Raw genomic sequence first — 12,998 nt, forward strand, 5'->3', positions numbered from 1 at the left:
CCACGTGTCGATCTACGGTTCACTCCGCAAGCGTCGCTCACGGCGCCACCCCCTCGGCGTGCAGCAGCGGTACCCACAACCGCTGCGCGTACTCGTCGAGGCCGACCAGTTCGCTCAGGTCCGGGTCGCGGCCCCACACCCGGGTGATGGCCGGGTCGTCGCGTTCGTTGCGCCACCGGTAGGTCGCCGCCTGCGCCGGGTCGTCACCGACGTAGCGGGCGCCGGCCCACGCGTAGGAGGTCTTGATCGGCAGCGGCAACGGGCGGCGCCGACCCTCGTCGTACATGTCGACCAGGTCCCGCAGCACGCCGACCGAGTCGTTCGGGCCATCCAGGCTCTGGGTGCGCGGCGCGGTGCCGCGCGGCGGCCTGCCGATGCATACCGCCGAGAACCGCTGGCCCCGCTGAGCGGTCAACGCCAACAACGGAATCCAGGAGGCCAGCAGATGCTGGCCGCCGAGCTTGGAATAGGTGACGCTGACCAGCCGGTCGGTGAACACGGAGTTCACCGTCCCGGTCAGCCGGCGACCTTCGCCGAGATCGATGTCCACGTCGAACGCCTGCCCGTCGGCGCGGCGGTGGCGCAACGCCTCGGCGGCCAGCAGCGCCACCTGATCGCGCAGCGCCACGGCCCGGCGCCAGCCGAGCTTGCCCGGCGGCAGTGTGCCGCGCCGCCATTCGGCCTGCTGGGCGTCCTGCGGGGTCATGCCGCGCATGATGTCGCCGAGCATCCGGTCACCGACCGTCCACTCGGCCAGCGCGTCGATCTCCACCGGCATCACATCCGACACCCCGTCCACCTCCCAGGGCAGGGTGTAGTCCAGCGCGCGGAAGAAACCCTTCACCGGGTTCTTGAAGAAGGCGATCAGGTCCGCCAGCGACACATCGGTGGGCGGCGGGGCCGGCAGTGGACCGGACACGAACACCGGTTGCGGGGCGCGCCGGCCGGCCATCGAGCGGGCCGTGTCCAGCACGGTGGGGTCGAAGGTGAACGGTGCGTCCGGGATCAGCGCGCCGGGCTGCACGTTCTGAACATCGAAGGGCTGCAACGGGTGCCGGGTCACCAGCTCCTCGACGCCGGCCGCGGAGACGGCCAGGGTGTCGAGCAGTTCGGCGATCGGCACCGCCGGGGGGCGCGGTTGTCCGGTGTACTCGTTGGCCCCGGTGTAGGTGATGACCAACGTCTGGGTGGCCGCGCCGATGGCGTCGAGCAGCAGCTGACGGTCCTCGGAGCGGATATCGCGCTCGCCGGTCACCGGGTCGCGGGCCAGTACGTCGTCCCCGTCGACCGCACCGAGCCGGGGGAAGACTCCGTCGTCGAGCCCGACCAGGCACACCACCCGGTGCGGTACCGAACGCATCGGGACCATGGTGCACACCGTCAGGGTGCCGGTGCGGAAGTTGGCGCGGGTCGGCCGGCCGGCCAGATGCCGGCCCAGTAGCGCGCGGATATCGCTCAGCCGCAACAGCACCGAGGGATCGGATCGGTCGGCGATGTCGGCGAACTCGCGCTGCACCTGGGCCGCGGGCCACTCCTCCTCGTCGAGGGCCAGCGCCTCGATACCTGCGGTGAGCGCCTGCAGCCAGTCCGACAGCGGCCGGGTGCCGCTCAGCGCGTGGATGGTGTCGGTGAGCTTCTGCACGAAGTCGGCGAACCGCCCGGCCAGCTCGACCCGGTTGCTGCTGACGTCGTCGAGCGGCAGCGTGGTGCCCAGCCAGGCCCGCGAATCCTCGGACATGGCGACCCCGGCCAGCACCCGGTCGACACCGAATCGCCAGGTGTTGTGCAGGAATTCGACGCCATAGGGTGCGCGGTGCGGCTGGTCCAGTCCCCACCGGATATTGGCCTCACGCACCCAGGCGGTGATGGCGTCCAGGTCGTCATCGGTGAAGCTGAACCGCGCCCGCACCGGTGCGGCGGCGGCCAGGTTGAGCACCTCGCTGGCGCCGGCCCGTCCACCCGCGAGGGCCAGCAGCTGCGCGGCGACGGCGAGCAGCGGATTCGTCTGGACCAGGGCGCGGTCGGCCAGCCGGACCCGCAGCCGGTGCGCCGGGTGCGCATTGCGGACCACCTCGCCCAGGCCGAAACCGGCGGTGATCAGTGGTGCGTAGGTCTCGATGTCCGGGCACATCACCAGGATGTCGCGCGGCTCCAGGGTCGGGTCGTCGGCGAGCAGGCCGAGCAGGACCTCGCGCAGCACGTCGATCTGGCGGGCCGGGCCGTGACAGGCGTGCACCTGCACCGAGCGGTCGGCCGGGTGATGGGTGCGGCCCTCGGGGCGGATGGCGTCGGCGGCGATGTCGGACTGCAGCCAGCCGAGCAGGGTATCGGGATGGGTTGCGGTGGGCAAGAATTCGTCGGTATCGGGCGCAGGCAGGCCGCGTTGCAGTTCGCGCAGGTCGCGGCCCAGGGTGGCCAGTAGGGGGTGCCCGACAACGCGGTGGCTGGTGTCCTCCCGGCGCGGGACCGGTTGATTGATGTCCTGAAGGGCCTGCCAGAGCGGTTGGCTGGGGTGCGGCAGCCACAGGTGCAGGTCGTGGTGGGTGGCCAGCGCGCCGAGGAGTTCGATCTCGGTGGACGGCAACCGGGTGTGCCCGAACAGTGACAGCCGTTCGGGCAGGTCGCTGGGGGAGTCCCGAAGCCGGGCAAGGGTTTCGGCATGCCGAACGTGCGGGGCCGGTGCGTCGATGCGCTGCACCAGCTTGTCCCACAGCGGGCGCTGCCAGGCCAGGTCGGACGGCAGGTCGGCCCAGTCGAGGAGCAGCCGTGGGCGTTGGCGTGCGTAGGAGGAGAACAACCCGGCCAGTCGGCGCGCGACGGCGTAGCGGCGGCCCTGGCGCAGTTCGCGTTCCTCGCCGGCGGCGAAATGGCCGAGGTGGTTGGCCAGGGTGGCGCACCAGGGCTCGTCGAGGCTGTCGTCGATGACCGCCAGCAGCGGCCACACCATGGCGTCGGCGGCCCAGGGGTCTGAGTCCGCGGTATCGGTCAGTTCGGCGATCAGCGAGCGTGGGTTGCGGAACTGGACGTTCGCGCACACGCCGAGGCGGTTGGACAGCCGCTGGCTGAGCCAGCGCTCCACCCCCTTGGCCGGCACCAGCACCAGTTCGGTGGCGAACGGGTCGGCCGACGGCTGCGCGAGCAGTGCGCCCAGACCGTCGGCGAGCTGATCCGTCCGCTCCGCGCGGTGCAGGTGCAAGGCCATCGGCGCTAGCGTAGTGCGCGGGTCCGACAGGGGTGTGCGGTCACCGGCAACTCACTTGCGTGGCTCCGGAGAGTGGGCATGGGCACGGATCACCCCACCCCGGACACAGCCGGGGCGGGGTGGACGAGCGTTACGCCTGGGACATCCCGAATTCGGCTGCCAGCCCGTCGATCCCGGCCTGGATCGCCGCGATCGCCGATTCGCGGGCCTTCAGCTTGCTCGCCACATGCGCCTTGAGGTGCAGGGTGCCGGCGTACTCGGCGGCCACCTCCTGCGCGCGGGACAGCACCGCATCGCGTTCCACGATCTCCTCGAGCCAGCCGGCGGCGATCGCCTCATCCCCGGCATACACCGCGGCCACCGACACCGCCCGCGAGTACGCCGGGGGTGTCAGCCGCATCCGCATGATCTCCAGCGCCGCCACCGGCAACGTCATCCCGATCGCCACCTCGTTGGCCTGGCAGCGTGAGCGCTCCGACCCCACCCGGTGATCGCCGCTGAGCAGCAGGAACGATCCCATCGCGATCGCGGGCCCGGTCGCGGCCATCACGACGGGCACCGGGAACGTCAACAGCCGGATGGCCAGTTCGAAACCGCCGGAGAGCATCCCGTGCCCGGCCGCCACATCGCCTGAGGCGAACACGCTCAGCTCGAACCCGGCGCTGAATACCCGCTCGTTGCCGGCCAGCACCAGGGCCTTCACCGTGCCGGCGGCGATGTCGGTCTCGGCCTGATCCAGGGCCGCGGCGATGGAGGCCTGCATCGCGGGGGACAGCGCGTTGACCTTGCCGTCGTCGAGGGTGACGGTCGCAACGGCTTCGTGCACAGCGTAAGTGGCAGTCATACCGCCGGACACTACTGAGCGCGGTGCGAGATTCCGATGGCGGGGCTGGAGTGATGCCGCCCGCTCGGCGCCTCCTGCCCGATCCAGGGGAAGTCCAGCTCGGTGGTCTCGTCGGACTGGCTTGTCCGCCAACGGTCCTGGGTTTCGCGCACGGCCCGGTTCATCCGGTCGATCTCGGCGCGGAACACCTCGGGCCGGGTCTCCTTGGCGGCGTAGTGGAAATAGGTCAGGACGCTGCGCAGCAGTTCCAGCTTCTGCTTCTCCCGCTTGGCCAGATCGTGGGTCGTCATCAACTCCAGCCGCTGGACCGGCTGCAGTGTCGCCCAGTCCAGCACCACCGACGACTCGTAGGTCTGCCGGTCCGCCGAACGCCGCGCACCCGGGCGGTCCGCGTACCGCAGGATGCCCTCGAACCGGGACCCGATCTGCCCGCCGAACTGTTCCCGGCTGATCGCGGAGTCCCAGACAGTTCGCCACTCTTGGCCGGGCGCGAGTTGGCCGAGTTCGCTGGGGAATCGAAGTTCGGCGATGTCGGGCAGGCCGTCGGCGGGCCCGTCCTCGTACCGTCCGACGGTCAGCGGCTCGTCGGAATGGAAGCGGATGTCGTGTGCGGCGGACTTGCCGAAGTTGCGCACCACCAGCTCGATGACGTGCCAGTCCGACGGGTGTGGCTCCATGTACATCACCACATGGGGCCGCAGCTCATCGCGTTTGAGCTGGCGATTTCGCCTGAGCGCGCGGGCGGTGAACAGCAACGCGGCCAATCCGAGCGCCAACCCTGCCCACGCCGCGGCCGTCAGCCATCCCGTCGACCCGAGGCCGCTCAGATCGGCCCACCGATCCTTGAACCATTCCACCGCGTCCCCGCCTGTTCGTCCGATTGTGCTTCGGACACTAGCGGTTCGCTGAGAATCTGGTAACCGCGGATCCAGATTTAGCTGGCTGTGGCCAGGGTGTGTGGTTGCAGCGGGGCGACCGGTCCGGCGGTCAGCAGTCGCTCACCGCGGTCCAGCCAGTCCCCGTCGGCCCACTGGACGCGGGCGGGCAGCCGGCGCCAGTACCCCGGATGGGTCCGTACGTGCATCTGGACGCTGGCGTGCACGACGGCGTTGTCGGGCAGCCGGCGTAAACCCAGATTCAGTGCCGAACTCTCGGCCTCCACGTGCGCCGACGGTGCCCGGTGCACCCGCAGCCCGGCCCGTTCGGCGCCGTCGAGCATCCAGTCCAGGGTGAGCGGGCTGGAGACGATGTCGCGGTGCGATCCGCGGAACCACACCTCGTCGACACCCTCGACATGCTGTGGGGGCCGGGCGGCGTCGATCGCCAATGCGTGCCGGCCCGCGACCACGTTGACCGGTCCCGCCGTGCCGCGGACGCGGACGGTGTCCCACAAGCCGAGGAACCGGACCGTCAGGGTGATGTCGTCGCGCTCGGCCAAGCCGGCGGCGACCTCGGTGACGTGGCGCCATTCCTGCGCGGTGCGCGCGGTACGGGGCAGGGCGTAGGTGGCCAGCATGTAGCTGCGCAGTTCGCCGTCGAGCACGCCGATGGTGCCGAGCAGTCGGGTCAGCGCCTGCGCGCACGCCGCGCCGCTGCCTGCCCCGAAGACGAAGACGTCATCGCCGGGCTGCCAGTGGTCGACGAGATGGGTGTAGGCCGACGCCACGGCGGCCCGGGCGTCCTCGGGACGGCGGTTGGTGTACTGCCGCCAGCCAACTTGGCCGGCCTGGTCGATCAGCCGGAAGAGGGTGGTGGCATTGCTTTCACCGGAGTGGTCGAAACACAGCACGATGTTCTTCACGGCGACCCCCGGTGGTGCGATTCAAACGAACCTAGCGAACAATTCTGCCAACCTGCCCGGTGCTTACCAAGGCGTGATCTCGCTGATTCCCCACATGACTTCAACGAAATTTAGCGTCAGAATGCTAGCCCGCTGCGGAATCAGTTGTCTGTCCGCCAACTGACGTACATGTCAGTTCTTCCCGGGCAAAATGTGTCAGGAAAGCGGGATGACGCCGCCCTCGCTGGCGAGGTCGCCGTGCACCTCGATGGACTCCGGTGCGGTGCCGGGCGGTACGTCGAAGGCGAAGGCAACGTCGACGGGCTGGCCCGGGTAGAGCACGGCCGAGATGCCGCCGAGGTAGAAGGTGCTCTCGGTCTCGGGGGTGTAGGTCTGTCCGCCGGCGGTGAGTATTTGCTGGTCGGCGAGGAACGTCGCGGGAAGTTCGCCGTTGTTGAGCAGGGTCAGGCGCACCACGACGAACTCACCGGTGGCCGACTTGGTGAGCAGCTCGTTCTCCACCGCAGACACCGTCGGGGTGACCTCGAAGCCATTGCTGGTGATGGTGACCTCACCGTCGACGACCTGCGCTCCGCCCCCGGTCGGGGTCTCTGCGGCGGCCGAGGACTGGTCGGCGGAATTCGTTGCGGGACCCGCCGTCCCAGTGACCTCGGAGGTCTCGTCTGCCCCGGTGGCCTCAGACGTGTCGGAGTCCGCGCCCCTGGACGTGAGCGCCCAGATGAGCACGCCGACCAGCACGACGACCAGGGCGCCGATGCCGATCAGGTAGACCTTGGCCGGGCGGCCGCCGGATTCGCCGGGCGCCGGCTCGGTCAGTGGGACGGTCGCGGTGGGCTGACCCGGCAGGGGCTCCTCGGGGGCCGGCGGCACGAACTGGGCGACATCGCTCTCCGGTGCGAGGCCCTCCGGGGCGACCGGTTCCTCGACCGCAGCGGTCGGTTCCGGCGCCGGCGCGGTCTCGGATACGTCGACCGGTTCGGTGGGCTCGGCGGGCGCGGGCGCGGGCTCGGGGGACTCGACCGACTCGGTGGGCTGGAAATCCTCGGCGGCCGGCTCGGGCTCGACAGGCTCGGGCTCCTCGGTGGGCGGCTCGGCCTTACCGGCCTCCTCCCAGGAGGGCATCTCCATGTCCTCCTCCGGCCACGGGGGCAATTCCGCAGGCCAGGCGGATGTTTCTGCGGTGGATTCCGGGGCGTCGGGGCGCTGGGCGGTCCACTCCGCGCCGTCCCAATAGCGTTGACCACCGGATCCGTCGGGATCCGGGTACCAGCCGGCCGTGGTCGGCGGTGTCGTCATGCGGGGTTTCCTCCCTATGCGCGCCACCGGGGCGCTCTGACCTCGAAGAATAGTCCAGGCGCATGCACGCCGCGAGAGTATGGCCCGGTCAGCCGCCCATCAGCATGCGCCACTGATCAAGATTGCTGGCCCGGTAGACGTAGTTGGACCGCTTCACATCCGAGAGCGGCGCACTGGGCTCCGCCGAATACCAGTGACCTGGGAACACCGTCGGATCGCCGGACAGCTTCGACAGCGCCTGCAGGCTGTGGAACATCTCGTCGACGTTGCCACCCGGGAAATCGGTGCGCCCGCAGCCCTCCAGGAACAACGTGTCCCCGGCGACCAGTCGGCCGTCGAGCAGGAAGCACTGGCTGCCCGGGGTGTGCCCGGGGGTGTGCAGCAACTCGATCTCGATGTCGCCGACGTTGACCTTGTCGCCGTGCTGGTGCGAGCTCAGTTCGCTCATCGCGATCCCGGTGACTCGCGAAACCCATTCGGCCTCATGGGCGTTGACGTGCACCGGCACGCTGACCCGCTCCAGCAGCTCGGCCACCCCGGCCAGCGTGAAGCCCATCATGGTGCCGCCGACGTGGTCGGGGTGGTGGTGGCTGACCAGCACACCGGACAGTCGCATGCCGTCGGCTTCCAGCGTGTCGACGAGCTCGCCGGCCGCGTACGCCGGGTCGACGAGCATCGCGTCACCGGTCTCGCGGTCGCCGATCAGATAGGCGAAGTTGCGCATCTGCTGGGCGATCGGATCGCCGGCCGCGAAGTCACGGCCGGACAGCAACTGACGGAAATACAGGCGATCTTCTCCGGAAGACATGGCGACACTCTATGGGGCGCGCTCGTGCGTCCATAACCGCAGTTACCGGCGGCGCACCCCGGAGACCGCCGAGCGGGGCAGCCGGCCGGCGCGGGAATGCCCGGCAAACCGGTCCCCGTCGAGGTGCACGTCGAACTCCAGATGCAGCCGCATCGGCCTGGTGATGGACTGCCGCCAGGTCACGTGCGCGCCATCGGCGACGATGTCGGACAGCGCCACGGTTTCGTGCCTGCCCGCGGCGGATCCGCTGAGCAGCCCGTCGTGCTCGGTGAAGGTGTAGCGGACCTCCATCGATCCGATCGGTGTCTTGATCCGGACGTCCCAGTCCCCGGTGATACCCATGCTCACCAGGCCTGCGGGGCACGGCCGGTGTTCGTCCACACCGTGCCGCGCCGTTCGAAGGCGAACATCTGCTCGACGGCCAGCGCGATCCGCGGCCCGTAGCCGCGGTGCAGCAGATACAGGGCCAGATCCAGCCCCGAGGTCACCCCGCCCGCGCTGATCAGATCGCCGTCGTCGACAACCCGGGCGGGCACCGGGACGGCGCCGGTCGCCTCCAGCACGTCGACCCCGAGGTGATGGGTGGTGGCATGCCGGCCCTCGATCAACCCGGCCATCGCCAACGCCAGCGACCCGCCGCACACCGTGGCGACCGTGACGGCCGGGTTGTCCAGTGCGGTGCGGATCAACGGCACGGCATCGGTGTCGCCGAAGCGGGCCAACAGCACCGGGATGGTCGCCACCGCGTCGGGGTCCCCCTCCATCGGGCCGACGGCCCCGGGCACGATCACGAAGCCGGGCCGGGACGGATCGAGGGTGGCGGTGGCGTGCAGGGTCAGTCCGCGGGAGCCGCTGACCACGGCGCGGGGCCCCTCGGCGGAGACGAGTTCGACGGTGAGTTCACCGCCGAGGTAATCGCTTCCGGCGACCAGGACTTCGTAGGGGGCGATGACGTCGAGCGGGTCGAACCCGTCGAACAACACGATCTGTGCGTACATGGCTTTCATCGTGGTGGGCCGAGAGTGTTTCGGGCAGTGGCTGACGAGTCACGCTGCGCCACGATCTGGCCACGCTCAGCCCGCCTGCTTCTCCCGAAATGTGTTGCGGTAGCTCTGCGGAGCGACCCCGCTGAGCCGGCGGAACTGCTCTCGGAAGTTGGCCGGTGAACTGAATCCCACGGTGCGGCCGATCCTTTCGACGCCGTGGGCGGAGTGTTCGAGAAGTTCCTGGGCGTGCCGGACACGCACCCCGTTGACCCACTGCATCGGGGTCTGGCCGACCTCGGCCTGGAAGCGTCGGCTCAGGGTCCGCACGCTCATCGCGGCGTGGTTGGCGATATCGGTCAGGGTGAGGTCGCGGTGGGCGTTGCGCTCGATCCAGGCCAGTACCGCGTCCAGTTCGGTTGCGGCGCCGATGGTGTTGGCCGGCAGGGTGTTCCGGACGATGAACTGGGCCTGTCCGCCGCTGCGGTGCAGGGGTGCCACCGCGAGGCGGGCGGAGGTCGCCGCGGCGGCGGCCCCGTGGTCCTGCGCCACCATGTGCAGGCACAGATCCAGCCCGGCCGACGCGCCGGCCGAGCTGAGGATCTGGCCTTCGTCGATGTAGAGCACGTCGGGGTCGAGGTCGACATCGGGATAGGTGACGCGGAACAGATCGGCGGCCATCCAGTGCGTGGTGGCGCGCAGCCCGTCGAGCAGGCCGGCCGCGGCCAGCACGAAGGCACCGGTGCAGATCGACGCGATGCGGGCACCCGCGATGTGCGCTGCGCGCAGCGCGTCGAGCACCTCGGGGGACACCTCGGCGACGGCGTCGTTGCGGCCGGGCACGATGACGGTGTCGGCGCCGGCCAGCGCATCCAGGCCGTGATCGGTGCCGATGCGCAGCGGCCCGGCCGGCACCAGCGGTTCGGTGCCGCACACCAGCAGCCGGTAGCCCGGCGTGCCGTCGGGCAGGGTCGCCCGGCCGAACACCTCGACCGGGACACTCAGGTCGAACGCGATCACGTCGTCCAACGCCAGGATCGCCACCGTGCGCATGGGCGGACCCTAACAGCGGTGCTCGGCGGTGGTCGGCCGATCGCCCCACGGTGCCGCGCGCACCATCTCCGGGAAGGTCACCGACGGGCCGTTGATGACCTGGTGCACGTGCGCCGGGAACGAGAACGGCGGGGCCTTGTCCGGGTCGGCCAGCGTGCCGCGGGCGATCTCCTCGGCGATGGCGAAACCGAGGTCGTGGCGGGGCCAGGCCGCGTGCACCCGGTCGGCGAACCCGGCCGGCAGGGCGTCCGCGCCGAAGCCGTTGATGTCCAGGGAGATGCCGGCGAAGGACACCGCCTGGACCGGGCCGAAGCGGTGTGCCAGCCCGACGCTGGTGTGCAGGGCGATGGCCTGCCACACCGGGGCGCTGCGGTCCTCGGTCATCCCGTGCTCGCTCAGGAACCGGGTTGCGGCGTCGGCGCCGTCGACCTCGAAGCGCTGGTGGCCGCCGCCGTATTCGGTCAGGCCCAGGTCGTGCAGCAGGCAGGCCAGAAACACCAGCTCCTCGTCGTAGGCGATGCGCTGGGCGCCGGCGAGTTCGCGGGCGAACAGATAACTGCGGACGCAGTGGTTGGTGAGGAAGGTGGGGGAGACCGTCACCGCCAATTGCATTGCCGCCGAGCAGATGTCGGTGTCCGGGAGGTTCCAGGCCGTGGTGTCGATGTCCATGTCGTCATGGTGCTCGGCCTGCGGTGACCGCGATAGTGGCCAGATGGCCATCCTCCGCTGAAATCTGGCCACGGCGGCGTCGTCGCTGGTGGAAAAACCGCACGAAATCGCGTGTTTAACCGCACACCGAAAAAAGTCGCATGCCAGATGCAGGATTTGTAGCGTCATCGCCATGCAACTCACCCGGTTCACCGATCTGGGGCTGCGCACCATGATGCTGCTGGCCGCGGGTGATGCGGCCGACCGCCGCATCACCACCCGCACCATCGCCGTCGGCGCGAGCGCATCCGAGCATCACATCGCCAAAGCCGTGGCGCGTCTTGTCGAACTGGGCATGGTCAACGCCCGCCGTGGCCGGGTGGGCGGGCTCTCGCTGACCGAAGACGGTCGCACGGTGTCGGTGGGCTGGCTGGTGCGCCGGCTGGAAGGGGACGCCGAAGTCATCGACTGCGACGGCGGCAGCCCGTGCCCGCTGATCGCCGGGTGCCGGCTGCGCCGGGTGCTCGCCGAGGCCAAGGAGGCCTTCTACCGCGCACTGGACAACCACACCCTCGAAGACCTGGCCGGCAGCGGCTTGCTGCCGGTCGTGACCATCCCGCTGGAAAGGACCACCACATGACCGTCGTCGCTGCCCCCGAGGAACTGCAGCCCGCCCACGCCGAGATCGTCACGGCCACGCTGCCCTTGATCGGGGCCAACATCGATGCGATCACCCGGGCCTTCTACCGGCGGCTCTTCGATGCCCACCCGGCGCTGATCCGCAACCTGTTCAACCGGGGCAACCAGGCCCAGGGTGCCCAGCAGCGTGCCCTGGCCGCGTCGATCGCGACGTTCGCGACCCACCTGGTGAACCCCGACCTGCCGCACCCGGCCGAACTGCTGTCCCGGATCGGGCACAAGCACGCCTCGCTGGGGGTGACCGCCGAGCAGTACCCGATCGTGCACGAGCACCTGTTCGCAGGGATCGTCGAGGTGCTCGGCGCCGACACCGTCACCGCCGAGGTGGCCGAGGCCTGGGACCGGGTCTACTGGATCATGGCGCAGACGCTGATCGACCTGGAACACGCGCTCTACGCCGAGGCCGGGGTGCCCGACGGGGATGTCTACCGTCGCGCGCAGGTGAGCGCCCGGGTCGACGACCCGTCCGGGGCGGTGCTGGTGACGGTCACCGGCGTGGACGCCGATTTCGGTGCGGGACAATACGTTTCGGTGGGCGTGACGCTGCCGGACGGGGCCCGTCAGCTGCGGCAGTACAGCCTGGTCAACAAGGGTGGCACCGGTGAGCTGACGTTCGCGGTCAAGCCCGCCGGCGAGGTGTCGGAGTGGATCCGGGACAACCTGCGGGTCGGCGATCAGCTCGACATCACGCTGCCGTTCGGTGATCTGCCCGCCCCGGCGCCGGGTGTCCCGCTGGTGCTCATCTCGGCCGGTATCGGAATCACCCCGATGATCTCGATCCTGGAGACGCTGGACGCCGACGCCCGGGTGCAGGTGCTGCACGCCGACCGCAGCAGCCAGGCCCACCCGTTGCGGGAGCGTCAGCGCGAACTGCTGGCCGACCTGCCCCACGCGACGCTGGACGTCTGGTACGAGGACGGCGGTGACGGTGCCCACCCCGGGTTCCTGACCCTGGACGGGATCGTGCTGCCGGCCGACGCCGAGGTGTACCTGTGCGGCGCGGACGGCTTCGTGCGGGCGGTGCGGGACCAGCTGCTGGCCCGTGGCGTGACCCGGGTGCACTGCGAGCTGTTCAGCCCCAACGACTGGCTGCTGTCCTAGTTCGCAGCGCGATACTGAACCCACGTAGGTCCGGACAGCTGGACGCCTACGTGGGTTCAGTCGCATGTGCCGGCAGTTATCCACAGGGCGGCTGCGATGTCCGGCTCTGTCGGTCGGGGGTGCCAGCATCCGGCCATGGGGGTTGTGATCGGCAGTGAGGCATTGGCCGCGGGCAGGGTGACCCGGCACGGGTTGCGGACGCGCTACACGCGGCTCTTCCCGGACGTGTACGGCCCGGCGAACCCCTCGGTCTGGGATAAGGCGCGCGCGGCGTGGCTCTGGTCGGGCAGGCGCGGGGTCGTCGCGGGTGTGGCGGCATCAGCGCTGCACCATGCGAAATGGGTCGATGACGACGTCCCGATCGAACTGCTGTGGCGCAACACCCATCCGCCCGCGGGCTTGATCGTCCGCAATGAGGGCTACACCGCTGAGGACGGTGACGCCGACGCGGTGGGGCGGGTCGCGACCGCCTTGTTCAGGCGTGGGTGGCGTGCCGCGTAGACGTGGTTTCAGTCTGGTGGGGGATCGGGCTCGCTGGGCTGAAGTCAGGTAGTGCTGGGGCA

The 12,998-nt window shown here is 70.0% G+C and carries 13 protein-coding genes; 3 read left to right on the forward strand and 10 right to left on the reverse strand.

The window, feature by feature from the left end:
- Window positions 1–37: 37 nt before the first annotated feature.
- From recC to K0O62_RS05280, 10 genes are all read right to left on the reverse strand, one after another.
- Window positions 38–3,202: an exodeoxyribonuclease V subunit gamma gene (gene recC / locus K0O62_RS05235; protein WP_073856987.1), complete on the reverse strand. Its 3,165-nt coding sequence runs from the start codon at window positions 3,200–3,202 to the stop codon at window positions 38–40.
- Window positions 3,203–3,332: 130 nt separating this feature from the next.
- On the reverse strand, window positions 3,333–4,046 hold the full coding sequence (locus K0O62_RS05240) for a crotonase/enoyl-CoA hydratase family protein (protein ID WP_073857174.1): 714 nt from the start codon (window positions 4,044–4,046) through the stop codon (window positions 3,333–3,335).
- A gap of 11 nt (window positions 4,047–4,057) precedes the next feature.
- On the reverse strand, window positions 4,058–4,903 hold the full coding sequence (locus tag K0O62_RS05245) for a DUF8453 domain-containing protein (RefSeq protein WP_073856986.1): 846 nt from the start codon (window positions 4,901–4,903) through the stop codon (window positions 4,058–4,060).
- Between the two features lie 77 nt (window positions 4,904–4,980).
- Complete coding sequence (locus K0O62_RS05250) at window positions 4,981–5,847, reverse strand: phospholipase effector Tle1 domain-containing protein (protein ID WP_073856985.1); 867 nt, start codon at window positions 5,845–5,847, stop codon at window positions 4,981–4,983.
- Window positions 5,848–6,042: 195 nt separating this feature from the next.
- Window positions 6,043–7,143, reverse strand: a complete 1,101-nt coding sequence (locus K0O62_RS05255) for a DUF4352 domain-containing protein (RefSeq protein WP_073856984.1) — start codon at window positions 7,141–7,143, stop codon at window positions 6,043–6,045.
- An 88-nt stretch (window positions 7,144–7,231) separates the two neighbouring features.
- Window positions 7,232–7,951, reverse strand: a complete 720-nt coding sequence (locus K0O62_RS05260) for an MBL fold metallo-hydrolase (RefSeq protein ID WP_073856983.1) — start codon at window positions 7,949–7,951, stop codon at window positions 7,232–7,234.
- Between the two features lie 42 nt (window positions 7,952–7,993).
- Complete coding sequence (locus K0O62_RS05265) at window positions 7,994–8,293, reverse strand: hypothetical protein (protein ID WP_073856982.1); 300 nt, start codon at window positions 8,291–8,293, stop codon at window positions 7,994–7,996.
- Between the two features lie 2 nt (window positions 8,294–8,295).
- Window positions 8,296–8,949: a DJ-1/PfpI family protein gene (locus tag K0O62_RS05270; protein ID WP_073856981.1), complete on the reverse strand. Its 654-nt coding sequence runs from the start codon at window positions 8,947–8,949 to the stop codon at window positions 8,296–8,298.
- Between the two features lie 75 nt (window positions 8,950–9,024).
- The gene (locus tag K0O62_RS05275) at window positions 9,025–9,987 is read right to left on the reverse strand and encodes a GlxA family transcriptional regulator (RefSeq protein WP_073856980.1); all 963 of its coding nucleotides are present in this window, start codon (window positions 9,985–9,987) and stop codon (window positions 9,025–9,027) included.
- A gap of 9 nt (window positions 9,988–9,996) precedes the next feature.
- Entirely contained in the window at window positions 9,997–10,656 is a 660-nt protein-coding gene (locus K0O62_RS05280) for an HD domain-containing protein (protein WP_073857173.1), read from the reverse strand.
- A gap of 172 nt (window positions 10,657–10,828) precedes the next feature.
- On the opposite strand from K0O62_RS05280, the gene K0O62_RS05285 reads away from it, so the two are divergent.
- The 3 genes from K0O62_RS05285 (at window position 10,829) to K0O62_RS05295 (ending at window position 12,936) form a co-directional block, all read left to right on the forward strand.
- A complete protein-coding gene (locus tag K0O62_RS05285) occupies window positions 10,829–11,275 on the forward strand; it encodes an RrF2 family transcriptional regulator (RefSeq protein WP_073856979.1) in 447 nt (148 codons plus the stop codon).
- Window positions 11,272–12,435, forward strand: coding sequence for a globin domain-containing protein (locus K0O62_RS05290; protein WP_073856978.1), 1,164 nt, complete (start codon window positions 11,272–11,274; stop codon window positions 12,433–12,435). The genes K0O62_RS05285 and K0O62_RS05290 overlap by 4 nt, the downstream gene beginning before the upstream one ends.
- A 135-nt stretch (window positions 12,436–12,570) precedes the next feature.
- Complete coding sequence (locus K0O62_RS05295) at window positions 12,571–12,936, forward strand: hypothetical protein (protein WP_205870681.1); 366 nt, start codon at window positions 12,571–12,573, stop codon at window positions 12,934–12,936.
- Window positions 12,937–12,998 lie beyond the last annotated feature (62 nt).

Origin of the sequence: Mycolicibacterium diernhoferi (genome assembly GCF_019456655.1) — a bacterium.
GTDB classification, from domain to species: Bacteria; Actinomycetota; Actinomycetes; order Mycobacteriales; family Mycobacteriaceae; genus Mycobacterium; species Mycobacterium diernhoferi.